Origin of the sequence: Sphingomonas sp. ACRSK (assembly GCF_022346685.1) — a bacterium.
In the GTDB taxonomy this organism is placed as follows: domain Bacteria; phylum Pseudomonadota; class Alphaproteobacteria; order Sphingomonadales; family Sphingomonadaceae; genus Sphingomonas; species Sphingomonas molluscorum.
This window is the reverse complement of sequence record NZ_JAKRNR010000002.1, coordinates 31,164-55,754: the sequence shown is the minus strand read 5'-3', so window position 1 is coordinate 55,754 and position 24,591 is coordinate 31,164. Positions and strand designations below refer to the sequence as shown.

General features: G+C 69.4%; 28 protein-coding genes. 17 read left to right on the top strand and 11 right to left on the bottom strand.

Annotation, left to right across the window (positions count from 1 at the left end; genetic code table 11):
* Positions 1-33: 33 nt before the first annotated feature.
* The 3 genes from MHZ35_RS01520 to hisI all read right to left on the bottom strand — a co-directional run bounded on the left by MHZ35_RS01520 (position 34) and on the right by hisI (position 1,218).
* Positions 34-291 (bottom strand): hypothetical protein, encoded by a 258-nt coding sequence (locus tag MHZ35_RS01520; RefSeq protein WP_239434070.1) that lies wholly within the window; start codon positions 289-291, stop codon positions 34-36.
* A gap of 82 nt (positions 292-373) precedes the next feature.
* On the bottom strand, positions 374-862 hold the full coding sequence (locus MHZ35_RS01515; protein WP_239434069.1) for a hypothetical protein: 489 nt from the start codon (positions 860-862) through the stop codon (positions 374-376).
* Positions 859-1,218 (bottom strand): phosphoribosyl-AMP cyclohydrolase, encoded by a 360-nt coding sequence (gene hisI / locus MHZ35_RS01510; protein WP_239434068.1) that lies wholly within the window; start codon positions 1,216-1,218, stop codon positions 859-861. The genes MHZ35_RS01515 and hisI overlap by 4 nt, the downstream gene beginning before the upstream one ends.
* Positions 1,219-1,349: 131 nt before the next feature.
* Between hisI and purF the strand changes: the two genes are divergently transcribed.
* Both purF and MHZ35_RS01500 read left to right on the top strand, forming a co-directional pair.
* The gene (gene purF / locus MHZ35_RS01505) at positions 1,350-2,807 is read left to right on the top strand and encodes an amidophosphoribosyltransferase (protein ID WP_132881926.1); all 1,458 of its coding nucleotides are present in this window, start codon (positions 1,350-1,352) and stop codon (positions 2,805-2,807) included.
* A 47-nt stretch (positions 2,808-2,854) separates the two neighbouring features.
* Positions 2,855-3,565: an SDR family NAD(P)-dependent oxidoreductase gene (locus MHZ35_RS01500; RefSeq protein ID WP_239434067.1), complete on the top strand. Its 711-nt coding sequence runs from the start codon at positions 2,855-2,857 to the stop codon at positions 3,563-3,565.
* Between the two features lie 102 nt (positions 3,566-3,667).
* On the opposite strand, the gene MHZ35_RS01495 is transcribed toward MHZ35_RS01500, so the two are convergent.
* Both MHZ35_RS01495 and MHZ35_RS01490 read right to left on the bottom strand, forming a co-directional pair.
* The gene (locus MHZ35_RS01495) at positions 3,668-4,906 is read right to left on the bottom strand and encodes a class I SAM-dependent methyltransferase (protein WP_446740999.1); all 1,239 of its coding nucleotides are present in this window, start codon (positions 4,904-4,906) and stop codon (positions 3,668-3,670) included.
* A 53-nt stretch (positions 4,907-4,959) separates the two neighbouring features.
* Positions 4,960-5,859 carry a histone deacetylase family protein gene (locus MHZ35_RS01490; protein ID WP_239434066.1) on the bottom strand — a complete coding sequence of 300 codons (900 nt, stop codon included), beginning with the start codon at positions 5,857-5,859 and terminating at the stop codon, positions 4,960-4,962.
* Between the two features lie 110 nt (positions 5,860-5,969).
* On the opposite strand from MHZ35_RS01490, the gene MHZ35_RS01485 reads away from it, so the two are divergent.
* The 7 genes from MHZ35_RS01485 (at position 5,970) to MHZ35_RS01455 (ending at position 12,195) form a co-directional block, all read left to right on the top strand.
* A complete protein-coding gene (locus MHZ35_RS01485) occupies positions 5,970-6,887 on the top strand; it encodes an alpha/beta hydrolase (protein WP_239434224.1) in 918 nt (305 codons plus the stop codon).
* Between the two features lie 42 nt (positions 6,888-6,929).
* Positions 6,930-7,418: an RNA pyrophosphohydrolase gene (locus MHZ35_RS01480; protein WP_239434065.1), complete on the top strand. Its 489-nt coding sequence runs from the start codon at positions 6,930-6,932 to the stop codon at positions 7,416-7,418.
* Positions 7,419-7,480: 62 nt separating this feature from the next.
* Positions 7,481-8,401: a DUF481 domain-containing protein gene (locus MHZ35_RS01475; protein WP_239434063.1), complete on the top strand. Its 921-nt coding sequence runs from the start codon at positions 7,481-7,483 to the stop codon at positions 8,399-8,401.
* Between the two features lie 41 nt (positions 8,402-8,442).
* Entirely contained in the window at positions 8,443-9,651 is a 1,209-nt protein-coding gene (locus MHZ35_RS01470) for a hydrolase (RefSeq protein ID WP_239434062.1), read from the top strand.
* Positions 9,648-10,664 carry an arginine N-succinyltransferase gene (locus MHZ35_RS01465; protein WP_239434061.1) on the top strand — a complete coding sequence of 339 codons (1,017 nt, stop codon included), beginning with the start codon at positions 9,648-9,650 and terminating at the stop codon, positions 10,662-10,664. The genes MHZ35_RS01470 and MHZ35_RS01465 overlap by 4 nt, the downstream gene beginning before the upstream one ends.
* Complete coding sequence (locus MHZ35_RS01460; RefSeq protein ID WP_239434059.1) at positions 10,664-11,920, top strand: N-succinylarginine dihydrolase; 1,257 nt, start codon at positions 10,664-10,666, stop codon at positions 11,918-11,920. Before MHZ35_RS01465 ends, MHZ35_RS01460 begins: the two co-directional genes overlap by 1 nt.
* 65 nt (positions 11,921-11,985) lie before the next feature.
* Entirely contained in the window at positions 11,986-12,195 is a 210-nt protein-coding gene (locus MHZ35_RS01455; protein WP_125960127.1) for a hypothetical protein, read from the top strand.
* A 36-nt stretch (positions 12,196-12,231) separates the two neighbouring features.
* Here MHZ35_RS01455 and MHZ35_RS01450 read toward each other — a convergent pair whose 3' ends face one another.
* A complete protein-coding gene (locus MHZ35_RS01450; RefSeq protein WP_239434058.1) occupies positions 12,232-12,861 on the bottom strand; it encodes a 2-dehydro-3-deoxy-6-phosphogalactonate aldolase in 630 nt (209 codons plus the stop codon).
* Positions 12,858-13,736, bottom strand: coding sequence for a 2-dehydro-3-deoxygalactonokinase (locus MHZ35_RS01445; protein WP_239434056.1), 879 nt, complete (start codon positions 13,734-13,736; stop codon positions 12,858-12,860). Before MHZ35_RS01445 ends, MHZ35_RS01450 begins: the two co-directional genes overlap by 4 nt.
* A gap of 212 nt (positions 13,737-13,948) precedes the next feature.
* On the opposite strand from MHZ35_RS01445, the gene ubiM reads away from it, so the two are divergent.
* From ubiM to MHZ35_RS01430, 3 genes are all read left to right on the top strand, one after another.
* Positions 13,949-15,127: a 5-demethoxyubiquinol-8 5-hydroxylase UbiM gene (gene ubiM, locus MHZ35_RS01440; protein WP_239434055.1), complete on the top strand. Its 1,179-nt coding sequence runs from the start codon at positions 13,949-13,951 to the stop codon at positions 15,125-15,127.
* A 16-nt stretch (positions 15,128-15,143) separates the two neighbouring features.
* Positions 15,144-16,655 carry an acetyl-CoA hydrolase/transferase family protein gene (locus tag MHZ35_RS01435; RefSeq protein WP_239434054.1) on the top strand — a complete coding sequence of 504 codons (1,512 nt, stop codon included), beginning with the start codon at positions 15,144-15,146 and terminating at the stop codon, positions 16,653-16,655.
* 87 nt (positions 16,656-16,742) lie between these two features.
* Positions 16,743-17,156, top strand: coding sequence for a group II truncated hemoglobin (locus tag MHZ35_RS01430; protein WP_239434053.1), 414 nt, complete (start codon positions 16,743-16,745; stop codon positions 17,154-17,156).
* 117 nt (positions 17,157-17,273) lie between these two features.
* On the opposite strand, the gene dxs is transcribed toward MHZ35_RS01430, so the two are convergent.
* From dxs to MHZ35_RS01415, 3 genes are read right to left on the bottom strand one after another with little or no spacing between them, the layout of a single operon-like run.
* Positions 17,274-19,199: a 1-deoxy-D-xylulose-5-phosphate synthase gene (gene dxs / locus MHZ35_RS01425; protein ID WP_239434052.1), complete on the bottom strand. Its 1,926-nt coding sequence runs from the start codon at positions 19,197-19,199 to the stop codon at positions 17,274-17,276.
* Between the two features lie 60 nt (positions 19,200-19,259).
* A complete protein-coding gene (locus tag MHZ35_RS01420) occupies positions 19,260-19,718 on the bottom strand; it encodes a Fur family transcriptional regulator (protein WP_125960134.1) in 459 nt (152 codons plus the stop codon).
* 47 nt (positions 19,719-19,765) lie between these two features.
* Positions 19,766-20,143 carry a MerC domain-containing protein gene (locus MHZ35_RS01415; RefSeq protein ID WP_125960135.1) on the bottom strand — a complete coding sequence of 126 codons (378 nt, stop codon included), beginning with the start codon at positions 20,141-20,143 and terminating at the stop codon, positions 19,766-19,768.
* 118 nt (positions 20,144-20,261) lie between these two features.
* On the opposite strand from MHZ35_RS01415, the gene MHZ35_RS01410 reads away from it, so the two are divergent.
* The 5 genes from MHZ35_RS01410 to MHZ35_RS01390 all read left to right on the top strand — a co-directional run bounded on the left by MHZ35_RS01410 (position 20,262) and on the right by MHZ35_RS01390 (position 23,756).
* Positions 20,262-21,329, top strand: coding sequence for a COX15/CtaA family protein (locus MHZ35_RS01410; RefSeq protein WP_239434051.1), 1,068 nt, complete (start codon positions 20,262-20,264; stop codon positions 21,327-21,329).
* Positions 21,326-21,640, top strand: coding sequence for a divalent-cation tolerance protein CutA (cutA, locus tag MHZ35_RS01405; RefSeq protein WP_239434050.1), 315 nt, complete (start codon positions 21,326-21,328; stop codon positions 21,638-21,640). The genes MHZ35_RS01410 and cutA overlap by 4 nt, the downstream gene beginning before the upstream one ends.
* A 156-nt stretch (positions 21,641-21,796) precedes the next feature.
* Complete coding sequence (rplM, locus tag MHZ35_RS01400; RefSeq protein WP_125960262.1) at positions 21,797-22,276, top strand: 50S ribosomal protein L13; 480 nt, start codon at positions 21,797-21,799, stop codon at positions 22,274-22,276.
* Positions 22,276-22,836 carry a 30S ribosomal protein S9 gene (gene rpsI / locus MHZ35_RS01395; RefSeq protein WP_239434048.1) on the top strand — a complete coding sequence of 187 codons (561 nt, stop codon included), beginning with the start codon at positions 22,276-22,278 and terminating at the stop codon, positions 22,834-22,836. Before rplM ends, rpsI begins: the two co-directional genes overlap by 1 nt.
* 170 nt (positions 22,837-23,006) lie before the next feature.
* Complete coding sequence (locus MHZ35_RS01390) at positions 23,007-23,756, top strand: class I SAM-dependent methyltransferase (protein WP_239434047.1); 750 nt, start codon at positions 23,007-23,009, stop codon at positions 23,754-23,756.
* Positions 23,757-23,808: 52 nt separating this feature from the next.
* Here MHZ35_RS01390 and MHZ35_RS01385 read toward each other — a convergent pair whose 3' ends face one another.
* Entirely contained in the window at positions 23,809-24,588 is a 780-nt protein-coding gene (locus tag MHZ35_RS01385) for a metallophosphoesterase family protein (RefSeq protein ID WP_132881908.1), read from the bottom strand.
* Between the last annotated feature and the right edge of the window lie 3 nt (positions 24,589-24,591).

Sequence of the window (24,591 nt, the reverse complement as noted above, 5' to 3'; positions counted from 1 at the left end):
CGGCATCGGGCTTGAAGCCTGACGCCTCCAGGGTCAGCTGTCGCCAGCCCCGCGTTCAACGAAGCGGTTGATCAGCGCCCGAATGGCGACGCCGACAGCGAGCGAGATCACCAGCGCTCCGAGGATCAGCGACCATTCCAGGTCGTGATTGCAGGGCTCTTCGGGGATGCAGTCGCCCAGAGCACTCACCAGGATCGCCAGACCCAGCAGTGGCAGGCCGACGACAGCGGCCAGGGCACAGCCCCACTTTCCGCCAATTGTCCCTCCACCACGGTACCTTTCGTCGGCCATGTTGCGAGGCTGAACGAGAGGATGACGACGGGCAAGAGGCATCATGCATCAGCGGCTCTCCGCGGCTAGTCTGGCCCGCGGCTTAGCCCCCACACACCGCGCGGCCGCGGGGGTCGCGGAGGGCGGCGGCTTCGGAGAGCACGTCGCTCATCCGCTCGACGCGCAGGCCGCTGAAGGTGCCGCGGGCGGTGCATCGGCGGGCGCATTGCGGCGGCAGCTTGGCGGGGAAGATGATGCGCGCGTCCTCGATCCGCGCGTCCAGCTCGCAGGCGTTGCCGAAGTCGATCCGGAGGCGATCGCCCGAACGCTTGGCCGTCCCGCTCGCGCTGCAGCCGAGGCGGCCGCCGTTGAGGACGAAGGCGCCGACCCGCAGCGTCTCGCCCGCGGGCACGAGGCAGAGCCGGTCGCCGCCCCGCTCGTAGAGCCCGGTGATGGAATCGTCACCGGGATCGCGCACCACGCCGCGCTCGATCGCGACCGTCTCCAGATCGGGTGCCTCGGTGTTTGCCGGGTCGCCGCCTCCCGAACAGGCCGCAAGCGCCAGCGCCAGCGCGGCGACGCCTCGCCTCATTCGACGGCGACCAGCCGGCCGTCCTCGATCCGGCGGAAGAAGCAGCTGCGCGCGCCGGTGTGGCAGGCGGGGCCCGCGGGCTCGACGCGAAGCCAGAGCGCGTCCTGGTCGCAGTCGATGCGCACCTCCACCACGCGCAGGACATGGCCGGAAGTCTCGCCCTTCTTCCACAGCCGGTTGCGGCTGCGCGACCAGAAGGTCGCCTCGCCACTCGCAAGCGTCGCCGCCAGCGCCTCCGCATTCATGTGCGCGACCATCAGCAGCTCGCCGGTCGCGGCGTCGGTCGCCACGGCGGTGAAGAGCCCTGCGGCGTCGTACTTGGGATTGAGGGTGAGGCCGGTGTCGCGCGCGTCCATGGGCGGCGGCTTACCGGGGAGGCGGCGGGGCGGCAATCCGGGGGGCGCGCACATTCTTGATGACAGAAGGGCGACAAACCCGAAATCGCTCCCTATATGGCGCTCGCATCTCAGCGAACCCCGTGGGGCCGATGTTTAGCACCAATCCTTTCGACGACGACAAGCTGCGCGAAGAGTGCGGCATCTTTGGCGTTTCCGGCGCGGACGGCGCGGCAGCACTGGTGGCCCTGGGGCTCCACGCGCTGCAGCATCGCGGGCAGGAAGCGGCCGGCATCTCCAGCTTCGACGGGGTGCAGTTCCACACGCACCGCGCGATGGGGCATGTGGCGGGCAACTTCGACCGGCCCGACGTGATCGAGGCGCTGCCGGGGCAGACCTCCGTCGGCCATGTCCGCTACGCCACTTCGGGGGATACGGCGCTGCGCAACGTGCAGCCGCTCTATGCCGAACTGGCGAGCGGCGGCTTTGCAGTGGCGCACAACGGCAATCTCTCCAACGCTCTGCGCCTGCGCAAGGACCTGGTGCGGACCGGTTCGATCTTTCAGTCGACGTCGGATACCGAGGTGATCATCCACCTGGTGGCGACGTCGAACTACCGCACGCTGCTCGATCGCTTCATCGATGCGCTCAAGCAGGTGGAGGGCGCCTATTCGCTCATCTGCATGACGCCCGAGGGCATGATCGCCTGCCGCGATCCGCTGGGCATCCGCCCGCTGGTGATGGGCAAGCTCGGCGACTCGGTGATCTTCGCGTCGGAGACGGTGGCGCTCGACGTGGTCGGGGCCGAGTACGTGCGCGACGTGGAACCGGGCGAGCTGGTGATCGTGAAGGGCACCGAGCTGCGCTCGATCCGGCCGTTCACGCCCAACGCCCCGCGGCCGTGCATCTTTGAATACGTCTATTTCTCGCGGCCCGATTCGATCTCGGGCGGCAACTCCGTCTATTCGGTGCGCAAGGCGATCGGTGCCGAGCTGGCGATCGAGAGCCCGGTCGATGCCGACCTGGTGATCCCGGTCCCCGATTCGGGCGTGCCGGCGGCGATCGGCTATGCGCAGCAGTCGGGCATCCCCTTCGAGCTGGGCATCATCCGCTCGCACTATGTCGGCCGCACCTTCATCCAGCCGGGTGACAAGGTCCGCCACCTGGGGGTGAAGCTGAAGCACAACGCCAACCGCAAGCTGATCGAGGGCAAGCGGATCGTGCTGATCGACGACTCGATCGTGCGCGGCACCACCTCGCTGAAGATCGTGCAGATGATGCGCGATGCCGGCGCTGCCGAAGTGCACATGCGCATCGCCAGTCCGCCGACGCGGCACAGCTGCTTCTATGGCGTCGACACGCCGGAGCGCGCGAAGCTGCTGGCGGCCAAGCTCGATCTGGGCGGCATGACCGAATATATCCAGGCGGACAGCCTGGCGTTCGTGTCGATCGACGGGCTGTACAAGGCGCTGGGCGAGGCAGAGCGCGCAGCCGTGCGGCCGAAGTACTGCGACGCCTGCTTCACCGGCGACTATCCGACGCCGCTGACCGACCAGGACGAGACCCGCACGGTCGACCAGCTCGCGATGCTGGAGGAGCGCGTCGGCTGATCGCCGGCGCACCCCTGCTCTTTTTTTTCCAAGCTCCAGGATCTTCGATGACCGACAAGCCCCTTGCCGACCAGCTCGCGCTCGTGACGGGGGCCAGCCGCGGCATCGGCGCGGCGTCGGCACTGGCGCTCGCCGCCCGGGGCGCGCATGTGGTGCTGACCGCCCGTACGCCGGGCGGGCTTGAGGAAGTCGAGGAGGCGATCCACCAGGCGGGCGGCAGTGCGACGATCGCGCCGCTGGACCTGGCCGAGCCGGACGGCGTGGCGCGATTGGCGGCGGCGTTGGGCGAGCGCTGGCAGGCGCTCGACATGCTGGTGCTGAACGCGGCGATGCTGGGCACGCTGGGGCCGGTGAACGCGATCGACTTCAAGGAGATGTCGAAGCTGTTCACGCTCAACGTGACGGCGCAGGCAGCGCTGTTGGGCGCGTTCGGGCCGATGCTGCGCCAGGCGAAGAACGGCCGGGTCGTGGGGCTCACCTCCAGCGTCGGGCGCAACCCGCGCGCATACTGGGGGCTCTATGGCTCCTCCAAGGCGGCGTTCGAGAACCTGCTGACCGCATTCGGCGCGGAAGTGCGCCAGCTGACGGCGATCCGCACCGCGATCGTCGATCCGGGCGCGACCCGCACCAAAATGCGCGCGCGCGCCTATCCGGGCGAGGCGCCCGAAAGCGTCAAGCCGCCGGAGGTGGTGGCGGAGCGGATCGCGGCGCTGATGGTGTCGGGGTTCGAGACGGGGCATTTCGAGCGGGTCGACTGAGACGCTCGTGCTCCTGCGCAGGCAGGAGCCTAGAGTTTCCGACGGTGCCGCTTGTGGCCCTGGGCTCCTGCCTTCGCAGGAGCACCGGCGCGCGAGGTGTGACTAGTCGCCCTTCACCAGCGTGACCTGGGCGACGTGGATGCCGCCGCCGCGGAAGCCGCCTTCGCAATACATCAGGTAATAGCGCCACAGGTTGGCGAAGCCGGACGGGAAGTCGTCCGGGAGGTCGCCGGCTGCCTCGGCCGCGCCGAAGGCGAGGCGCCAGCGGTGGAGCGTCTCGGCGTAGTCCTGGCCGAAGCGGTGCTCGTCCTGCCAGGCGAGGCCCCGCGCCTCGGCAAGCCGCCGGAAGCGCTCGGTCGAGAGCAGCAGGCCGCCGGGGAAGATGTAGGCCTGGATGAAATCGACGTTGTTCGCATAGGCGTCGAACAGTGCGTCATCGATCGCGATATATTGGAGCGCGGCGCGGCCACCGGGCTTCAGCCGCGCGGCAATCGCGTCCAAATAGGCCGGCCAATATTCCTGCCCCACCGCCTCCACCATCTCGATGCTGGCGATGGCGTCGTAGCTGCCGGTGGCGTCGCGATAGTCGGTGAGCGACACCTCCACACCGTCGAGCTTCGCATCGGCCATGCGATGCTCGACGAACCGCTTCTGCTCGGACGAGAGGGTCAGGCCGTGGACCCGGCGACCGGCGCGGGCCGCGCGCTCGGCGAAGGAGCCCCAGCCGCAGCCGATCTCCAGGATCGCGTCGCCGGTCTTCGTCCCAGTTCGGTCGAGGATCGCCTGGAGCTTGCGATCCTGCGCGGCTTCCAGCGCCTCGGCGGGATCGGCGAACAGCGCGCTCGAATAGGTCATGCTGGGATCGAGCCAGGCGCGGTAGAAGTCGTTGCCCAGATCATAGTGGAACTGGATGTTGCGGCGGGCATTTGCGCGATGGTTGCGGCGCGACCAATGGGCGAAGCGCCGGGCGATGCCGGTCAACCGCCCCGCGCGGCCGACGTTGCCGAGCGCGCGGCCGTTGCGCATGAACAGGTCGAACAGGGGCACGGGATCGGGACTAGACCAGTCGCCCGACACCCAGGCCTCGTACCAACCCGCAGAGCCGCCGGTCGCGAGCCGCAGCATCGCACGCCAGCGGTGGAGCACCACCACCGCGACCGGCCCCTCGCCACGCCCGCCGAGCCGGACCGCGCGGCCGCTCGGGAGCGTCGCCTCGATGGCGCCGAACTCCAGGCCCTGGTCGATCCGGCCGAGCATCCGTTCGAACACGGGCGCGAGCCAGCGGAGCGGATCGCGCGTTGCGGTCAGGGAAGAGGGCAAGGAAGAGCGGGGCGCGTGCATGGCGCCCTACATGCACCTCCGCGCGATCACCGCAAGCCGTCCTGCTACCGACCTTATCCGGCGAAGACCCCACCCAGCGTGAGGATCGAGGCGACGTGCCGCTCCGACACCTCCATCGCATCGTCGCCGTAGCCGCCTCCCAATGCGCTCGCGAGCGGGATGCCGCGGTCGCGCGCCAGCGTCGCCACCCAGCGATCCCGGCGGACCAGCCCTTCGCGGGTGAGCGAAAGCCGGCCGAGCCGGTCGCCTGCGAACGGGTCCACCCCGGCCTGATAGAGGATCAGATCGGGCGCGAAGCCGTCGACGAGCGGGACCAGCGTTTCGGCCAGCACCGCGCAGTATTCGTCATCGCCGACGCCATCCGCGAGCGGCACGTCGAGGGTGGAGCGCGCCTTTCGCACGGGGAAGTTCTTGTCCGCGTGGATCGAATAGGTGGCGAGGCCGGGCCGGCCCGCCAGCAGCGAGGCGGTACCGTCGCCCTGGTGCACGTCGCAATCGACTACCAGCACGCGTGCGGCCGCCCCCTCCTCGACCAGCCGGTTGGCGGCGATCGCCAGGTCGTTGAACACGCAGAAGCCCGCGCCGGTGTCCGCCAACGCATGGTGGCTTCCGCCGGCGGTGTTCGCGGCAAAGCCGTGTTCGAGCGCGAGCCGGGCAGCTAGATAGGTGCCGCCGGGCACTGCCTGCGCGCGTGTCGCCACCTCGGCGGTGATCGGGAAGCCAATCCGCCGCGCCTTTTCCGGAGGCACGGCAAGCTCGATCACCTCGGCGACATAGCCGGGTTCGTGCACCGCCTCGATCCACCGGCGCGGCATGGGGTCCGGCTCGTGCCAGTCGATCCCGGCGCCCTGCGCGCGCAGCAGATCGCGGACCAGCCCGTTCTTGTTCCATTGATAGGTGCTGCGCGCCGGTGCGGGCGCGACATAATCGGGGTGGTGGACGACGCGGATCACGCTCCATAGGTAAGCGCACGCACCGCGGCCGCAACGCCGCGCCACAGGAGAGCGCCTTGACCGTTTTCGTCCGCCCCGACGTCCGCGCCTTCCTCGGCTACCTCGAGAACATGCCGGGCCCGCGCATGCACGAGCTGGAGCCGGCTGCCGCACGCGCGCAGCTCCTGGCAACCAAGGACGTGGCGGATCTGCCGACAGGAACGCTGGCGGTAGTCCGCGACTGCACCATCCCCGCACCGCATGGCGACCTGCGCGCCCGCCTGTTCGACGCGCGTCCCTCGCGGGAGCCGGGGCCCGTGGTGCTGTTCCTGCACGGCGGCGGCTTCGTGATCGGCGACCTCGACTCGCATGCGAGCCTTTGTGCGGAGATCGCGCGGATGCTCGACCTGCCGGTGGTGGCGCTCGACTATCGGCTTGCGCCCGAGCACCCCTGGCCGGCGGCGCCCGACGACGCCGAAACCGCCGCGCGCTGGCTGGCGGCCGGACCGGCCGTGCTGGAGCGCGGCGTGACGAGCCTGGTGCTGGCCGGCGACAGTGCGGGCGGCGCGCTGGCGATCGTCACCGCTATGGCGCTGCGCGATCGGCCCGCGGCGGCGCCGGTGATCGCGCAGTGGCCGATCTATCCCGTGGCGGACATCACCCGCGAATATCCGTCCCACGCCGAGTTTGCCGACGGCTATCTGCTGACCCGCGAGTCGCTTGCCTGGTTCGGCGAGGCGTATCGGGCGGAGCGCGCGAGCCTGCGCGCCTCACCGCTGCTGGGCGACATGGCGGAGATGCCGCCGGCGCTGGTGCTGACCGCCGGGCTCGACCCGTTGCGGGACCAGGGCCGCGCCTATGCAGCGGCCCTGGCCCAGGCGGGCGTCGCCGTCACCTATCGGGAGGCGCGCGGCAATGTGCATGGGTTCCTCAACCTGCGCCGCGCGATCCCGTCGAGCCAGGGCGATCTTGCCGGCGCGCTGGTGGCGCTGCGCCAGATCATCACCGAGGCGGAAGCCGAGCGCGTCCTGGCGCAGGCGGCCGGCTGAGCCCCTCGACTTGGCCGCGGCCGCACCGCTAGGAGACATGCCATGAACGAGACCAACCTTCCCTACCGGCCCTGCGCGGGCGTCATGCTGATCAACCGCGACGGCCGCGTGTTCGTCGGCCAGCGGATCGACTCCACGCTGGAGGCCTGGCAGATGCCGCAGGGCGGGATCGATCCGGGCGAGGATGCGCTGGAAGCAGCGCTGCGCGAGCTGCGCGAGGAGACCGGCGTGCAGCCGGACAAGGTCTCGCTGATCGGCGAGGCGCCGGAAGAGCTCACCTACGACCTGCCGGACGACATGATCGGCAAGGTCTGGGGTGGCAAATATCGCGGGCAGCGCCAGCGCTGGTTCGCCTTCCGCTTCGAGGGCGAGGAGCAGGACATCGACATCGTGACGCCCGAGCCGGAGTTCCGCGCCTGGCGCTGGGCCGAGCCGGAGGAGCTGCCGAAGGCGATCGTCGGCTTCAAGCGCGCGCTGTACGAGCGGCTGCTGGAGCTGTTCGCCGAGCCGCTGGGCCGTACCGCGCGCTGACGCGACGGAGCGAGTCGGAAGGCGGGTTCACCTCTCGCTGCATTGCAGCTAAGGACAGTCGCGTGACCAAGGCTGCGTATCTTTTCCTTGCCGCACCGCTCCTGCTGGCAAATGCCGCACCGCCGGCTGCCGCCAAGAAGGACGCGCCGATCCCCGAGCAGCTCAAGATGATGCTCGATGCCGCCATGGCATCGGGCAACGAGGGCGAGGTCGCGACGCTGGTCAAATATTCGCGGATCGCAGCGCCGGACAGCATCGACCTGGTCCGCGAGATCACCGGCAAGTGGACGGCCGACCGCGCCGCCCGACGCACCCGCGAGCTCCAGGAATCCTCGTTCTTCGCGCTGGTGAAGGGGCGTGCGGAACTCGGCGGCTATGCGAGTTCGGGCAACACCGACAATTTCGGCGCGACCGGCGTATTGGACCTTTCGCGCGAGGGTTTCCGCTGGCGCCACAAGCTGCGCCTGCAGCTCGACTATCAAAAGGCGAACGGCGTCACCAACCGGGAATATTATCTCGCCGCCTATGAGCCGAACTACAAGGTCGACGACCGGCTCTACATCTACGGCTCGACGCAGTTCGAGAGCGACCGCTTCGTCGGGTACAACAGCCGCTTCTCGGCCTCGGCGGGTGCCGGTTACAGCGCAATCAAGCGGCCGGCGTTGACCCTGGATCTGGAACTCGGCCCCGCGTTTCGTCAGACCGACTTCACCGACGAGACCCAGGAAAGCAGCCTTGCCGCGCGCGGTTCGGTCGATTTCGACTGGCGCCTGACCCCCGCGCTGACGCTGCGCCAGGACGCCTCCGCCTATTTGGCCGCGCAGGCGAACAGCACCGTGAGCAGCACCACGGCGGTCGACGCCAAGCTGCTGGGGCCGCTCTCCGCGCAGGTCTCCTATGCGGTGCGATACGAAAGTCGCCCGCCCGAAGGCAGCGTCACCACCGACACCACCACCCGCGCCTCGTTGGTCTATTCCTTCTAGGCCCCGTTCCTTCCAGGGCGGAACCGCGCTAGCCTCGCACCATGGATGTTCTTACAAGCGCGGAAGCCGCCGTTGTCGAACGGGCGCGCGCTGCCCCGATGCTGGCGCACCTCGAACCCTGGGTCGCGGTAAACAGCGGCACGCGCAATCTCGCCGGGCTGGCGCGGATGGCGCAACTGTTGGCCGATGCCTTTTCCGCACTTCCCGGCGGAATTGCGCTGATCAAGCCGGACCCGGTCGAGGCGATCTCCGCCAGCGGGCGGCTGCAGCCGATCGAGCATGGACGCCACCTGCTGCTGACGGTGCGGCCGCAGGCGTCGATCCAGCTGCTGTTCGCCGGCCATATGGACACGGTCTATCCGGCGGACCACCCGTTCCAGAAGATGCGGGTGCGCGAGGATGGCGCGCTGAACGGCCCCGGCGTCGCCGACATGAAGGGCGGGCTGGCGGTGATGCTCGCCGCGCTGGAGGCGATCGAGAACTCGGGCTTTGCCGGGCGTCTGGGTTACCAGGTGGTCATCAACTCCGACGAGGAGACGGGCTCGCTCTCCTCCGCGCAGCTGATCGCGCGCGCGGCACGCGGCAAGGCCGCCGCCTTCGTCTACGAGCCGTCGCTTGCCGACGGAACGCTGGCGGGTGCCCGCGGCGGCACGGGCAATTTCTCGCTCGCGGTGACGGGGCGTAGCGCCCATGCCGGGCGCAATCCCGAAGAAGGCCGCAACGCGCTGGTGGCCGCGGCCGAGCTTGCGCTGCGGCTGGCGGATGCGGCGGGCGATGGCCTCACCGTCAATCCGGCGCGGATCGACGGCGGCAGCCCCAACAATGTCGTGCCGGAGCATGCGGTACTGCGGGTCAACTTCCGTCCCGCCTCGCTCGACGCAGCGGCGCGCGCGCAGGCGGCGCTGGACACGGCCGCGACCGAGGTGGCGGCGGGGCACGACGTGCGCGTCGAGTGCCACGGCAGCTTCAACCGGCCGCCCAAGCCGATCGATGCCGCCGCCGAGCGCCTGTTCGGGCTGGTCCGCGATGCGGGCCAGAGCCTGGGGCTTTCGGTCGGCTGGCGCGACACCGGCGGCGTGTGCGACGGCAACAACATCGCCGCCTGCGGCGTGCCGGTGGTCGACACCATGGGCGTCCGCGGCGGCGCCATCCATTCGCCGGAGGAATATATGCTGCCCGACAGCCTTGCCGAGCGCGCCGCGCTGTCGGCGCTCTCGATTCTGCGGCTGGTCGAGCGGGGGAGCGCATGAGCTTTCGCATCCGCGCCGCCCGCGACAAGGACCTACAGCACCTCTATGAAATGGCGAAGCTGACCGGTGGCGGCTTCACCAACCTTCCACCCGACAAGCCGGCGTTGCGTGCGAAGCTGGAGCGGAGCCACGCCGCCTTTGCGCGCGATGCCGACAGCCTGGAAGACGAGCTGTTCGTGCTAGTGCTGGAGAATGCGGAAACCCAGGAGGTGCGCGGCACCTGCCAGATCTTCACCCAGGTCGGCCAGCACTGGCCCTTCTACTCCTATCGGGTCGCGACCCTCACCAAGCATAGCGAGGCGCTGCGCCGGACCTTCCGCGCCGAGATCCTCAACCTGGTGAACGACCTGGAGGGCGCGAGCGAGGTCGGCGGGCTGTTCCTGCACCCGGGCGAGCGCGCCGGCGGGCTGGGGCTGCTGCTGGCGCGCAGCCGCTACCTGTTCATCAAGGCGCATCGCCAGCGCTTTGCCGACCGCATCCTGGCGGAGCTGCGCGGCGTGATCGACGAGGCGGGCGGGTCGCCCTTTTGGGACGGGGTAGCGGGGCGCTTCTTCGGCATGAGCTTCCAGGAAGCGGATCAGTTCAACGCCATCCACGGCAACCAGTTCATCGCCGACCTGATGCCAAAGCACCCGGTCTACACGGCGATGCTGCCGGAGAATGCGCGATCAGTCATCGGCCTGCCCCACCCCTCCGGCCGCGCCGCGATGCGGATGCTGGAGCGCGAGGGCTTCCATTACGAAAACTACGTCGACATCTTCGACGGCGGCCCGACGATGACCGCGCGGACCGACCAGGTGGGGACCATCCGCAACGCGCGACAGGTACGTGTGGCCGAGCTGGGCGGCGACGGGGAGCCGATGCTGGTATCGGCCGGGCGGCTGGAGCATTTCCGCGTGGCGCTGGGCCAGGTGCGTGCGGGCGACGCCGGCGACGTGCTGCTCGACCCCGACTGTGCCGCATTGCTGGGCGTCGAGGCCGGCGACCAGGTGACGGTGGTGGAGCGCGACTGATGGCGATGCGGGAGATCAACTTCGACGGGATCGTCGGGCCGAGCCACAATTATGCGGGGCTGAGCCACGGCAACCTGGCCGCGACCCGCAATGCGGGTGCGGTCTCGCATCCGCGCGCGGCGGCGTTGCAGGGCATCGCCAAGATGCGCGCCAACCTCGCGCTTGGCCTGGCGCAGGGAATCCTGCTGCCGCATCCGCGGCCGGATCACCGCTGGCTGGCGGCGCTCGCGACCGACTATGCGGCGGCCCCTGCGCACCTGAAGGCGCAGGCGCTGTCCGCCTCGGCGATGTGGGCGGCCAATGCTGCCACCGTCTCCCCGGCGCCCGACACGGCCGATGGGCGCTGCCACCTGAGCGTGGCCAATCTGGTCACCATGGCGCATCGCAGCCACGAGTGGCCCGCGACGCTGGCACAGCTGCGACTCGCCTTCGCGCATGAGAGCTTTGCGGTGCATCCGCCGGTGCCGGCACCGTTCGGGGACGAAGGCGCGGCGAACCACATGCGGCTCTCGGCAGGCCATGACCAGCCGGGCGTCGAGGTGTTCGTCTATGGCGTCGCCGGCGGGCCCTTCCCCGCCCGCCAGCATCGCGAGGCGAGCGCGGCGGTGGCGCGGGCGCATGGCCTGGACCCGACCCGCACCTTGTTCGTGCAGCAATCGGACGCGGCGATCGCGGCCGGCGCCTTCCACAACGACGTGGTGGCGGTGGCGAACGAGCGCGTGCTGTTCTGCCACGAGCAGGCCTTTGCCGACGCGCCCGGCTTCTACGCCGACCTTCGCCGGTTGCTGCCGGAGGTGGAGATCGTCGAAGTGCCTGCGGCCCGCGTGCCGCTGGCGGACGCGATCGCCTCCTACCTGTTCAACGCGCAGCTGGTGACGCTGCCGGACGGGGTGCAGGCGCTGGTGCTGCCGGAGGAAGCACGAGCGACGCCGTCGGTCTGGAACTGGCTGCAGGAGCATGTCGCGGGCAACGGCCCCATCCGCCGACTGGAAGTGGTCGACGTTCGCGAGTCGATGGCGAACGGCGGCGGCCCCGCTTGCCTGCGCCTGCGCGTCGTCGCCGATCCCGCGACGATCGACCCGCGGTTCCTGGTGGACGAGGCGAAGCTCGACCGGATTGCGGAGGTCGTCCGCAGCCATTGGCCGGAGACGATCGCGCATGACGCCATCGCGGATCCGGCTCTGATCGAGCAGATCGAAACCGCGCGAGCAGCGCTGCTCGAAACGCTCGAACTTGTCGAATTAACTGACAGTTAACTACGCAGCGACGCGCAGAGGGCCCAGTTTTCTGCCGCTGGCATGGGGCTTGCTACGCGTCGGCCATGTGGAACCGCGTCACCCGCCTGTTCACGATCAAGACCAAGTTCGAGGCCTATCTGGTGATCTACGGCCTGGGCATGGGCGCCGTGGAGCGCGGGCTCAACTATGTCGAGCAATACCCCGGCGCCGGGGGATGGGCGTTGTTCACCCTCTGCCCGGTCGCGGTGTTCATGGCCGGCGGGCGCATCCTCGACTCGGTCGAGGCGCGCTGAAGACCTCTGACGGATGCCTCGCTGCCGGCATGTAAGTCAGCCGGCGCGGGCCGCCTCGAAGCCCTGGACCAATGCCGCGCCGCGGGCGCGCACGTCCTCGACGCTGCGGCCGGGCGCATAGAGCGACGAGCCGATCCCGAAGCCGGCGGCACCCGCCTGGAGGTACGGCCCCATGGTGTCGGGATCGATGCCGCCGACGGGGAAGACCGGGAAGCTCTTGGGCAGCACCGCGCGCATCGCCTTCAGCCCCTGCGGCCCGGCGAGTTCGGCGGGGAAGAGCTTGAGCGCGTCGGCACCGGCGGCGATGGCGCGAAACGCCTCGCTGGGGGTGAAGAAGGCGGGCAGCGACTGGAGGCCGGCGTCCTTGGTCGCGGCGATCACGTCCACGTCGGTGTTGGGGGAGATCACGATCTTGCCGCCGGCATCCGCCACCCGGCCGACGTCCGCCACGGTCAGCACCGTGCCGGCACCGACGAGCGCGCGATCGCCCATGCGATCGACGATGCGGCGGATGCTGTCGAACGGCTCGGGCGAGTTGAGCGGCACTTCCAGGCAGCGGAAGCCCACGTCGAACAGCGCGTCGGCGATCGCCGGCGCCTCGTCCGGGGTCAGGCCGCGCAGGATGGCGACGAGCGGCAGGCCGCCCAGCAGGGTGTCGATGGTCACTTCAGCAATCCTCCAATTCGCCACAGGCCGCGCGCAACCGCATCGGCGCCGTCGACCACGGTCACATCCGTTACACCCGCCAGCGCCAGGGCAACGCGGTAATGCGCCGCAAGCACGGCGTTGCAGATCAGAACCACGCCCTGCCCGGCTGCATCCCGCATCGCCGCCACTTCGCCGCCGATCAGCAGGCCGGAGAGATAGCTGGCGACCGCCTGCGGCGCGAGGCTGCCGAGCAGCACGTCGGCACGCGCCGAGAAGAGCAGCGGCAGCACGCCTGCCGGATTGTCGAGCGCGCGCTGAGCGCCGAGCGTGAAGGCGGCTTCGTCGGGCGTTTCCCCCTCCGCCAGCTGCCCCAGCAGCGAGTTGTTCCGCAGCAGCGCGTACATCTCGCCCGTCATGATGGTGGAGAAGCCGGTGATGCGGCCCCCTTCGACGCGCGCCCACTTGCTGTGGGTGCCGGGCAGCACGATGGTGCCGTCCGATAGGCCGCTGCCGAGGATCTGGGTCTCCTCGCCCCGCATCACGTTGGCGACGCCGCTTGCGTCGCGCGCGGAGAGGCCGGGGACGATGAAACAGTGGGCTGGCGCGTCCTCGACCCGCAGGGCGGCGGCGGCGAGCCCGGCGGGATCGGCGGGGCACGGAAGATACGGTGCCTCGTGCCAGCCGGCGCGCGCGCCCACCATGCCGGCGAGCACCACCCGCGTATCCGCCTCCAGCCAGCCTTCCAGCGTTTCCGCCAGCACCTGGCGGAACGCGTCGCGCTTCAGCCGTGCCGCACCGCGCGGGGAGTCGCGCCGGTCGATCACCGTACCGTCCGCGCCGAAGCGATAAGCGCGCAGGTTGCTCGATCCCCAGTCGACACCAACCAACGTCATGCGCGTGCTCCCAGCAGATGCAACGCGCGCCGGGCCGGCGCAGGGGCGTTGCGGGTCATGGCGCTGAAGTGGAACGGCTGCACGCAAATGTCGAGCCCGGTGCGGCACTCCAGCGCCCCGAGACGTTTTACGGGCAGGAGCGGGTTGATCGGGCGCAAGGACGGGCGCAGGAGGGCACCCGCATAGCGCCCGGCACACGGGAGGTTCGCGCGATGGATAGTGACGTAGTGATCATAGGCGGCGGTCCCGCCGGGCTCAGCCTGGCGCGTTCGCTGGCCGATGCGCCACTCCGCGTGACCGTGATCGAGCGCCAGCCCGAAGCGGCCATCGCCGCCCCCGCCTATGACGGGCGCGAGATCGCCCTCACCCACCGCTCGATCGGCACGCTGAAGGCGCTGGGTGCCTGGGGCCTGCTGCCGGCGGACGAGATCTCGCCCCTCAACGAGGCGCGGGTGCTGAACGGCGCCTCCCCCTTCGCACTCTCGTTCGAGACGTCCGGTCACGGCGGCGGGCCGCTCAGCCTGATGGTGCCGAACCATCGCATCCGCGAGGCGCTGTATCGGACGGTCGCCGAGCAGCCCAACCTGACGCTGCTTGCCGGCACCGGCGTTGCGGCGATCCGGACAGACGCTCGGTCTGCCGACGTGACGCTTGGAAACGGGCGGGTCCTTTCCGCGCGGCTGCTGGTGGCGGCGGACTCGCGCTTCTCGCGGGTACGCGAGCAGCTGGGGATCGGGGCGGAGATCAACCGGCTCGGTCGATCGATGATGGTGTGCCGCGTCCGCCACGAGGGCGACCATCAGGGCATCGCCACCGAGTGGTTCGATCATCACCAGACCGTGGCGATGCTGCCGCTCAACGGCCGGCGCTCGTCGGCGGTGCTCACCCTACCGACAGAGGCGATGGCGCGGATCGCGGCGCTGGACGAAGCGGCGTTGGGGGCGGAGCTGACGCGGCGGTACCAGGGGCGGCTCGGGCGGATGGAAGTGGACGCGCCCGCGCACGTCTATCCGCTCGCGACCACCTATGCCCGCCACTTTGCGGCGACGCGCGCGGCGCTGATCGGCGATGCGGCCGTGGGCATGCACCCGGTGACCGCCCATGGCTTCAACCTAGGCCTCCAGAGCCAAGCGACGCTGGCGCAGCTGGTGACCGATGCCGCACGGCGCGGCGGCGACATCGCGGCGCCGGCGCTGCTGCGCCGCTACGAGCTGACGCACCGGCTCGCCAGCCGGCCGCTCTATGCCGCCACGAATTTCCTGGTGCGGCTCTATACGGACGAGCGCCCCGGCGCGCGGCTCGCGCGCCATGCGACGCTCCGGGTCGGCAGCCGCCTGCCGCTGGCCCGCCAGGCGATCACTGCGATGCTGATGCAGCGCCCAACCCCCTAACGGAGAACAGAACCCAATGGTCGACCGTATCGCGTGTCAGGCGCTTCGCGGCAAAATCTGTACCGCCGCCGAGGCTGCGACCCACATCTCGTCCGGCAACACGGTCGGCATGAGCGGGTTCACCGGGTCCGGGTACCCCAAGGCCGTGCCGACCGCACTGGCCGCGCGGATCGAAGCCGAACACGCAGCGGGCCGGCCGTTCCGCGTGCGCATCTGGACCGGTGCCTCGACCGGTCCGGAGCTCGACGGCGCACTCGCCAAGGCGGACGGAATCGAGTTCCGCCTGCCCTACAACTCCGATCCGATCGCGCGCGCGAAGATCAACGCCGGCGAGATGGACTATTTCGACATGCACCTCAGTCAGGTCGCGCCGATGGCCTGGGAGGGCTTCCTGGGCCCGCTGGACGTCGCGGTGATCGAGGTGTCCGGCATCCGCCCGGACGGCGCGCTGATCCCGTCTTCCTCGGTCGGCAACAACAAGACCTGGATCGATCGCGCCGACAAGGTGATCCTGGAGGTCAACCGCTGGCAGGACGCCGGGCTCGAAGGCGTGCACGACATCTACTACGGCACCGCGCTGCCGCCGGCGCGCGTGCCGATCCCGCTGGTGCGACCCGACGACCGCATCGGCGAACCCTATTTCCGTTGCGACCCCAACAAGATCGTCGCGATCGTGGAGACGGACGCGCCCGACCGCAACCTGCCCTTCAGCCCGCCGGACGCGACGGCGCGCGCGATCGCGGGCCATCTGCTCGAATTCTTCGGGCATGAGGTGCGCCAGGGGCGCCTGCCCGCCTCGCTGCTGCCGATCCAGTCGGGCGTCGGCAACATCGCAAACGCGGTGCTGACCGGCCTGGTCGACAGCCCCTTCCACGACATGACCGCCTTCACCGAGGTGATCCAGGACGGCATGCTCGACCTGCTGGACAGCGGGCGCCTGCGCATGGCCTCCGCCACCGGATTCTCGCTGAGCCCCGAGGCGGCGGAGCGGCTGAACACGAACATGGGCGTGTACCGGACCAAGATGGTGCTGCGCCCGCAGGAGATCAGCAACCATCCGGAACTGGTCCGGCGGCTCGGCTGCCTGGCGATGAACGGGCTGATCGAGGCGGACATCTACGGCAATGTGAACTCCACCCATGTCATGGGGTCGCGCATCCAGAACGGCATCGGCGGATCGGGCGACTTCGCTCGCAATGCCTATATCTCGATCTTCATGACGCCCTCGACCGCCAAGGGCGGCGCCATCTCCGCGATCGTGCCGCAGGTGGCGCATGTGGACCACATCAACCAGGACGTGCAGGTGATCGTCACCGAGCAGGGGCTGGCCGACCTGCGCGGGCTGAGCCCCAAGCAGCGCGCGCGGCTGATCATCGAGAATTGCGCGCACCCCGACTACCGGCCGATGCTCGCCGACTATTACGCGCGCGCCCTGAAGGGGAGCTATGGCCTCCACGCGCCGTCGCTGCCGGGCGAGGCGCTGTCCTGGCACCAGCGCTTCATGGACACGGGGACGATGCGGCCCTGAGGACCTGCAAGCGGTTGCGCGAGATCAAGGCGGATCGGCTTAGGTCCGCCTAGACGCGATCCTGCGCTGCCACGCCCGGAGATGATGATGACCGCCGCCCCCGCCTCTTCTGCCAAGGCTTTGCCGAGCCTGTACGACCGCATCGGCGGGGCGGACGGGGTGCGGCTGGTCGTCGACCGCTTCTATGACCTGATGGAGCATGCGCCTGAATATGCCGAGCTTCGGGCCATGCACGATGCAGACCTGCTGCCCGTGCGGGTGTCGCTGACGCAGTTCCTCACCGCCTGGCTTGGCGGCCCGAGGGACTGGTTCGTGGCGCGGCCCGGCGCCTGCATCATGTCGCTGCACCGCGAAATGCCGATCACGCGCGAAACCGCCCGGCAATGGGTGCACGCGATGAGCCGGGCGCTCGCCGAGAACCGGGTGGAGCCGGCGCTCGGCGCGCAGATGCAGCAGTCGTTCCTGCGCATGGCGCACGCGATGATGCTGCGGGTGGAGTGAGGGGCCGGCGGGTCCGGAAACTAGCCCTGTGCTCCTGCGCAGGCAGGAGCACAGGGCCTCAGGCGGAAGCGTTCGTGGCCCTGGCCTCCTGCTTTCGCAGGAGTACCGGTTGCCCGCTTAGGCCGGCTTGCGGGTTTCCTCGACGCCCTCGTTCCAGCGCAGCGCCTTCAGCACCGTGTCGACGATCTGGGGCGCGTTGAGGCCGGCTTCGTCATACTGCTTCTCGGGCTTGTCCTGGTCCTGGAACACGTCGGGCAGGCGCATGGTGCGCAGCTTCAGCCCCGCGTCGATCAACCCTTCGTCACTCGCATAGGTGAGGACATGGGCGCCGAGGCCGCCGATGGCGCCCTCCTCCAGCGTCACTGCAACCTCATGGGTGGTGAGCAGGCGGCGGATCAGCGCCTCGTCCAGCGGCTTGGCGAAGCGCAGGTCGGCGACCGTGGTCGACAAGCCCTTGGCCTCCAGCTGCTCGGCGGCCTTGAGCGCTTCTTCCAGGCGGGTGCCCAGCGAGAGGATCGCGACCTTCTTGCCCTCGCGGACCACGCGGCCCTTGCCGATCTCGAGCCGTTCCGGCGTGGTCGGAAGCGGCAGGCCGACGCCGTTGCCACGCGGGTAGCGCAGCGCGATCGGGCCGTCGTCGTAGAGCGCGGCGGTGTGGGTCATGTGGACCAGCTCCGCCTCGTCGGCGGCGGCCATCACGACCATGTTCGGAAGCGTCGCCAGATAGGTGACGTCGAAGCTACCGGCGTGAGTGGCGCCGTCGGCGCCGACCAGCCCGGCGCGGTCGATCGCGAAGCGAACCGGCAGGTTCTGGATCGCGACGTCATGGACCACCTGGTCATAGGCGCGCTGGAGGAAGGTCGAGTAGATTGCGCAGAACGGGCGCATCCCCTGGGCGGCGAGGCCGGCCGCAAAGGTGACGGCATGCTGCTCGGCGATGCCGACGTCGAACGAGCGCTCGGGGAACCGCGTCTGGAACTTGTCCAGGCCGGTGCCCGCGGGCATCGCCGCGGTGATGGCGCAGATCGTCGGGTCGCGTTCGCCCTCTGCCACAAGCGCCTGTGCGAAGACGCTGGTGTAGCTCGGCGGCCCCGGCGGTGCCTTGGCCTGGGTGCCGGTGATGACGTCGAACTTCTGGACGCCGTGGTACTTGTCCGCGGACGCCTCGGCCGGGGCATAGCCCTTGCCCTTTTGCGTCACGACGTGGAGCAGGATCGGGCCCTCTTCCGCGTCGCGGATGTTCTCCAGCACCGGGATGAGGTGGTCGAGGTTGTGGCCGTCGACCGGGCCGACATAGTAGAAGCCGAGTTCCTCGAACAACGTGCCGCCCATCGTCATGCCGCGGGCGAACTCGTCGGTCTTGCGGGCGGCCGAGTGCAGCGGGCGCGGCAGGCGGCGGGCGACCTTCTTCAGCGTCTCGCGGATTCCCAGGAAGCCGCGGCTGGAGACGATGCGCGACAGATAGGCCGAAAGCCCGCCCACCGGCGGCGCGATCGACATGTCGTTGTCGTTGAGGATCACGACCAGGCGATTGCCCGCCTGTTCGGCGTTGTTCATCGCCTCATAGGCCATGCCCGCCGACATCGAGCCGTCGCCGATCACCGCGATCGCCTTGCCGGGCCGGCCGGCAATCTTGTTGGCGATGGCGAAGCCCAGCGCTGCCGAGATCGAGGTCGAGCTATGGGCGGCGCCGAACGGGTCGTATTCGCTCTCGCTGCGCTTGGTGAAGCCGGACAAGCCGCCACCCTGGCGCAGCGTGCGGATGCGGTCGCGGCGACCGGTCAGGATCTTGTGCGGATAGCATTGATGCCCGACGTCCCAGATCAGCCGGTCGTCGGGCGTGTTGAACACATAATGGATCGCCGTCGTCAGCTCGACCACGCCGAGGCCGGAGCCGAGGTGGCCACCCGTCGTGCCCACCGCCGAGATGGTTTCCAGGCGCAGTTCGTCGGCAAGCTGGCGCAGCTGCGCAGGCTTCAGCGCCCGCAGATCCTGCGGCGTCCGGACCGTGTCGAGCAGCGGCGTATTAGGAACGTCTACCATCGGCAGGGCTTAGCGCGACCCGCGCGCAGTGTCGATTGCCGGAAACGGAAGGTCGGCGGCCTAGCGGCAGTCCGCGCACTTGCCCCGAACTTCGATCACCGGACGCGTGGGCGCAAAGCCGGCGCCGCTGGCTGCCGAGCGCACCGTGCGGGTGATGCTGTCGTCGTCGATGTGCGTGGTCTGGCCGCAGCTGTCGCACACCAGGAAGATGCAGTCGTGCAGGCAATCGGGGTGCGCGTTGGCGACATAGGCATTGGCGCTCTCGACCCGCCGCGCGAGGTTCGCGTTCACGAACAGGTCCAGGATGCGATAAACGCTGTTCGGGGCGACGCGGCGCCCCTCCGCCTGCGACACCGCATCGGCGATGTCATAGGCCGAGGCCGGCTTCTCGAAGCCCGCCAGGACCGAGAAGATGCGCGCGCGCATGGCCGTCCACTGCTCGCCCGAGCGAACCAGAGTGGCTTCCGCGACGCGCGAAAGCGCCTCGCCCGAATGTTCATGATGGTCGTGCGCGTGCATGGCGATGAGATAAGCCTCCGCCGGGGCCGCGGCAAGCCGCCTGCGGGTCAGGCGATCGCGCGGCGGTTCAGGTCGTGCCCCAGCGCCAGCAGGCCGACGCCGATGATCGTCCAGAAGGTCTCCCCGCCGCCATGCGGCAGGTGGAGCGCCCCCATCATGACGCCGAGGCCGAGGCCGCCGATCGCCGCCGGCATCATATAGCCGTGCGTCATCATGCCGCGGCCGAGCGCCAGCGCGCCGAAGCCGATCGCGAGCGCCAGGCCCACTTCGTGGAACAAGGGGTTCATCAGCGCGCCGGCGGCCGAGGCGAAGAGCCCCAGGAACAGCGCGCTCGCCAGGCAGTGCACCACGCACAGACCCGACAGCCCGATCGCGAACCGATCGAGCACACCGTCGCGCCGCAAGGGGATGCTGCTGCTGGCCATGGACGATGCAGATAGTCCTGCCCGACACACGTTACAACATCACATTTTCGATTTTTTCCGCTGCGACCGACGTGTCCACGGCATCGACGCGCACCGCCGGTGGGCGTAGAGCAGGCGCATGGCACACAGCCCCTCGATCGCGCCCGACGTCGTGGCGCCCAGCGCCCGCCCTTCCCGCCCCGCCGCGATTGCCACCTGGCTGCTCGCCGTCGCCGGGCTGATCGTCGTCATGGTGGTGGTGGGCGGCATCACCCGCCTGACCGAGTCGGGATTGTCGATCACCGAGTGGAAGCCGCTGACCGGCATCGTCCCGCCGCTCAAGGCCGAGCAGTGGCAGGCCGAGTTCGACAATTACAAGCGCATCCCCGAATACCAGCAGCTCAATCAGGGCATGACGCTTGCCGGCTTCCAGGCGATCTTCTTCTGGGAATATCTCCACCGGTTGCTCGGGCGGTTGATCGGCGTCGCCTTTGCCCTGCCGCTGCTGTGGTTCGCGGTGCGGCGCGCGATTCCGCGCGGCTATGGCTGGCGGCTGGTGGCGCTGCTGGCGCTGGGCGGGCTGCAGGGGGCGATCGGCTGGTGGATGGTCGCCTCGGGCCTCGTCGAGCGGACCGACGTCAGCCACTTCCGGCTGGCGACTCACCTGCTGACCGCGCTCTTCATCCTGGCAGGGCTGGTGTGGACCGCGCTCGACCTGCGCGACCTGGCGCGCGATCCAGGGGCGCGGCCGGCACGGCTGACCGGCGCCGGGCTGCTGGTCGGTCTGGTGCTGTTCGTGCAGCTGGTGTTCGGCGCCTTTACCGCCGGGCTGAACGCCGGCCTGGTCACCAACGAGTGGCCGCTGATGAACGGCCGCTTCTTCCCCGAAGGCGTGCTGCAGCATCGCAGCCTGGGCGACGCGCTGCTCAACGACCCGTTCCTGATCCACTTCGTGCATCGCTGGTGGGCATGGGTGACGGTGGCGGCGCTGGTGGTGCTCGCGCGGCTCGCCCGGCGCGCAGGCGACCGCCGCGCCTCGATCGCGATCCACAGCGCATTCGGCATTCAGATCCTGCTCGGCATCGCAACCGTGATGACGAGCGTGAACATCCCCCTCGCCGCGCTCCACCAGCTCGTCGGCGCGCTGCTGGTGGCAAGCGTCGCCTGGGGGGCGCATGCGATCGGTCGGCGCCCTCGACGCGCATGAGCCGGATCGCGCTGCTCCAGGCGACGTTCGCCGATGTTGCCGAGGCGGAGCGCATCGGCCGGGCGGTGGTCGAGGAACGGCTCGCCGCCTGCGCGAACCTGCTCGCGCCCTGCACGTCGATCTATCGCTGGCAGGGTGCGGTCGAGACGGCGTCCGAGGTGCCGGCGCTGTTCAAGACGCGGCCGGACCTGGTGGAAAGGCTCGCCGCCCGGATCGCGGCCCTGCACGGCTATGAACTGCCGGTGATCGAGTGGTGGAGCGCGGAGGCATCTGCTGCGGTGGTTGACTGGATAGCGCGGGAAACCGGCTGAACCACGCCTACTGGTATCATAATACCCGTCAGCAAAGCCGCGGTTTGCTTGACTTTGCGCAGCCCCTCGCGCATTCGACCCCTCGTTCGCGCCGCTCCTGGAATCGGTGGCGGCGTGTTGCATGGTGCAACGACCCAGCAAAGAGGTCTCAAGCCTATGAAGGCGCTGATGAAGACCACCAAGTCGGCCAAGCCGCACGAGGTGGAGAAGAAGTGGCATATCGTCGATGCCGAAGGCCTGGTGGTCGGTCGCGCGGCGACGATCATCGCCAATGTCCTGCGTGGCAAGCACAAGACGAGCTTCACCCCGCACGTCGATTGCGGCGACAACGTCGTCGTCATCAACGCGGACAAGGTGCGGTTCACCGGCCGCAAGCTGACGCAGAAGCTCTACTACAAGCACACCGGCTATGCTGGTGGTCTTAAGGAAGTGCGCGCGGACAAGATCCTCGAGGGCCGTTTCCCGGAGCGCATCCTGGAGAAGGCGGTTGAGCGCATGATCCCGCGCGGCCCGCTCGGCCGCCAGCAGATGCGCAACCTGCGCATCTACAAGGGCACCGAGCACCCGCACGAGGCCCAGAACCCCGAAGTCCTCGATATCGCGGGCATGAACCGCAAGAACAAGGTGGGCGCCTGATGTCTGACAATCGCCAGTCCCTTTCCGACCTGGCCAGCCTGACGCAGCAGGCCCCGGCCGCTCCGCAGCAGCAGGACGCCGCACCGGCGGCCGCAGCTCCGGCCCCGGACGCCGCCGCTCCCGAGGTTCCGGCCCAGCCGACCACGCCGCTGCGCGCTCAGGAGATCGACAAGTACGGTCGCGCCTACGCCACCGGCCGCCGCAAGGACGCGGTTGCTCGCGTCTGGCTGAAGCCGGGTTCGGGCAAGATCACGATCAACGGTCGTGACCAGGAAGTCTATTTCGCGCGTCCGACGCTGCGTCTCGTCATCAACCAGCCGTTCGGCGTTGCCGAGCGTGAAGGTCAGTATGACGTGATCTGCACCGTCAAGGGCGGCGGTCTGTCCGGCCAGGCAGGTGCGGTGAAGCACGGCATCAGCCAGGCGATCACCCGCTACGAGCCGGTGCTGCGCGCGCCGATCAAGGCCGCCGGGTTCCTGACCCGCGACAGCCGCGCCGTCGAGCGTAAGAAGTACGGCAAGGCGAAGGCCCGTCGTAGCTTCCAGTTCTCGAAGCGCTAAGCGACAGCTCATCGCATTTGGAAGGGCGGTCCCCGTGCGGGGCCGCCTTTTTATTTGCCCGGTCATGATCGGGTGGTAGCAGCGCGCCGGTAGTCGCGTGAAAGGACCCGTGTGCCGACCCTGACGATCCCGCTCCTCCTCCGGCGCCCGGCCGTTCGGAGCCGCGCCGCATGACTTCCCGCGAGACGACATCCTTCCTGCCGCTCGCCCATGCCGATAGATGGCAGGACGATCTCAACCGGACGGTGCTGGAGACGCTGAAGACGATCGGCTTCGCGTTGATCCAATGGCCGTGGCTGCTGCGCAGCCTGTCCGGCGGATCCGATGCGGCCAAGGCCGCGCTGCTCGCGGACCTGAAGCTGGCGCCCGATGCGCTGCCCAACCTGGGCAGCTGGAAGGCGGATACCGGCTATCTCTCGTTGATCGTCGACCACATCAAGTCGATGCATCCGCAAAGCGTCGTCGAGCTCGGCTCCGGCGCGTCGAGCCTGGTGACGGCAAAGGCCTTGCAGCTGCACGGCGGCGGCCGTCTTACCAGCCTGGACCAGCATGCCGACTTCGTGCGGGCGACGCTCGGCTGGCTGCACGACCATGGCGTGGACGCGGCGCTGCACGCCGTACCGCTACGTCCCGCCCCCAAGGACTGGCATGGCGTGTGGTACGACACCAGCCCCGTGCCGGACCGGATCGACCTGCTGCTGATCGATGGCCCGCCCTGGACCATCCACCCGTTCGTGCGCGGGGCGGCGGAGACGCTGTTCAAGCGGATGCCGGTGGGCGGCACCGTGCTGCTCGACGACGCGGCGCGCCCCGGCGAACGGGTGATCGCCGCCCGCTGGCGTCGGCGCTGGCCGAACTTCCGCTTCGAACTCGTCAATCGCGGTACCAAAGGGACGCTGATCGGCACGCGCGTTTGGTGATCAGACCGAGGTAGTCCCCGGCCCGGCTGGGTTCGGGTACTCGTGGGCCGCCTCAGCCCACCGGCTCGGCGGCGACCTGCGGCTCGGTCACGGTATAGTCCGCCTCGCCCATGCGGCGGGCGATGGTCTCGAACTTGCCGTCCTGGATGCGGATCTCGTTGAACGAGGGCGGGTTGTCGCGGGTGCGCACCGACAGCGTTCCCGCGCCCACCAAGCGGATCGTGCGGCCGTTGACGACCTCCTCCACGTCGAAGGGGTCGTGGACGTGCCCCGAGAGCACCGCGTCGACGCCCGCCGCCGCCAGGGCCTCCAGCGCCTCCCGCCCGTGGCGCGTCTTGCCGGTCGAGCGGGTGCCCGCCTCGATCAGTGGGTGATGGGCCGCCACGAACACCAGGTCGCCTTTGGGCACGGCATCGAGCAACCCGAGCGATGCCTGCAGCGCCTTTTTTCCGACGAAGCCCTTCGACCAGTTGAACCGCATCTGGAAGCGGGCGGTGGTCTTGAGCGGCACCACGGTGATGCCCCGGATGTCGAGCGGCTGCTCGATGACACGTTCGAGCTGTTTGTAGCGGTGGTAGGGCATCAGGAAGCGCGCGAAGGGGTTGAAGTAGGGCAGGTCGTGGTTACCGACCTCCACCGTGGTCGGCCGTTGCAGCCCCTCCAGCCACGCCGAGGCCTGCTCGAACTCGCGGGACCGCGCGCGCATCGTCAGGTCGCCGGTCATGATGATCGCGTCCGGCTTTTCCGCCTTCACCGCGCGATCGAACCAGGCAACCGCGGCCCGGTCCTCCGCACCGAAATGGACGTCGCTGACGTGAAACAGCCGGATCATGCC

Bases quoted from the DNA above. Each gene is read 5' to 3' on its own strand.
- cutA (WP_239434050.1), top strand. From the start codon at position 21,326: ATGAGCCGGATCGCGCTGCTCCAGGCGACGTTCGCCGATGTTGCCGAG.
- MHZ35_RS01520 (WP_239434070.1), bottom strand. From the start codon at position 291: ATGGCCGACGAAAGGTACCGTGGTGGAGGGACAATTGGCGGAAAGTGG.
- MHZ35_RS01420 (WP_125960134.1), bottom strand. From the start codon at position 19,718: ATGCACGCGCACGACCATCATGAACATTCGGGCGAGGCGCTTTCGCGC.
- MHZ35_RS01485 (WP_239434224.1), top strand. From the start codon at position 5,970: ATGCCGGGCCCGCGCATGCACGAGCTGGAGCCGGCTGCCGCACGCGCG.
- MHZ35_RS01515 (WP_239434069.1), bottom strand. From the start codon at position 862: ATGAGGCGAGGCGTCGCCGCGCTGGCGCTGGCGCTTGCGGCCTGTTCG.
- MHZ35_RS01465 (WP_239434061.1), top strand. From the start codon at position 9,648: ATGAGCTTTCGCATCCGCGCCGCCCGCGACAAGGACCTACAGCACCTC.
- dxs (WP_239434052.1), bottom strand. From the start codon at position 19,199: ATGGTAGACGTTCCTAATACGCCGCTGCTCGACACGGTCCGGACGCCG.
- MHZ35_RS01415 (WP_125960135.1), bottom strand. From the start codon at position 20,143: ATGGCCAGCAGCAGCATCCCCTTGCGGCGCGACGGTGTGCTCGATCGG.
- ubiM (WP_239434055.1), top strand. From the start codon at position 13,949: ATGGATAGTGACGTAGTGATCATAGGCGGCGGTCCCGCCGGGCTCAGC.
- hisI (WP_239434068.1), bottom strand. From the start codon at position 1,218: ATGGACGCGCGCGACACCGGCCTCACCCTCAATCCCAAGTACGACGCC.
- MHZ35_RS01435 (WP_239434054.1), top strand. From the start codon at position 15,144: ATGGTCGACCGTATCGCGTGTCAGGCGCTTCGCGGCAAAATCTGTACC.
- MHZ35_RS01500 (WP_239434067.1), top strand. From the start codon at position 2,855: ATGACCGACAAGCCCCTTGCCGACCAGCTCGCGCTCGTGACGGGGGCC.
- MHZ35_RS01460 (WP_239434059.1), top strand. From the start codon at position 10,664: ATGGCGATGCGGGAGATCAACTTCGACGGGATCGTCGGGCCGAGCCAC.
- MHZ35_RS01495 (WP_446740999.1), bottom strand. From the start codon at position 4,906: ATGCACGCGCCCCGCTCTTCCTTGCCCTCTTCCCTGACCGCAACGCGC.
- rplM (WP_125960262.1), top strand. From the start codon at position 21,797: ATGAAGGCGCTGATGAAGACCACCAAGTCGGCCAAGCCGCACGAGGTG.
- MHZ35_RS01470 (WP_239434062.1), top strand. From the start codon at position 8,443: ATGGATGTTCTTACAAGCGCGGAAGCCGCCGTTGTCGAACGGGCGCGC.
- MHZ35_RS01445 (WP_239434056.1), bottom strand. From the start codon at position 13,736: ATGACGTTGGTTGGTGTCGACTGGGGATCGAGCAACCTGCGCGCTTAT.
- MHZ35_RS01430 (WP_239434053.1), top strand. From the start codon at position 16,743: ATGACCGCCGCCCCCGCCTCTTCTGCCAAGGCTTTGCCGAGCCTGTAC.
- MHZ35_RS01480 (WP_239434065.1), top strand. From the start codon at position 6,930: ATGAACGAGACCAACCTTCCCTACCGGCCCTGCGCGGGCGTCATGCTG.
- purF (WP_132881926.1), top strand. From the start codon at position 1,350: ATGTTTAGCACCAATCCTTTCGACGACGACAAGCTGCGCGAAGAGTGC.
- MHZ35_RS01390 (WP_239434047.1), top strand. From the start codon at position 23,007: ATGACTTCCCGCGAGACGACATCCTTCCTGCCGCTCGCCCATGCCGAT.
- MHZ35_RS01455 (WP_125960127.1), top strand. From the start codon at position 11,986: ATGTGGAACCGCGTCACCCGCCTGTTCACGATCAAGACCAAGTTCGAG.
- MHZ35_RS01385 (WP_132881908.1), bottom strand. From the start codon at position 24,588: ATGATCCGGCTGTTTCACGTCAGCGACGTCCATTTCGGTGCGGAGGAC.
- MHZ35_RS01410 (WP_239434051.1), top strand. From the start codon at position 20,262: ATGGCACACAGCCCCTCGATCGCGCCCGACGTCGTGGCGCCCAGCGCC.
- rpsI (WP_239434048.1), top strand. From the start codon at position 22,276: ATGTCTGACAATCGCCAGTCCCTTTCCGACCTGGCCAGCCTGACGCAG.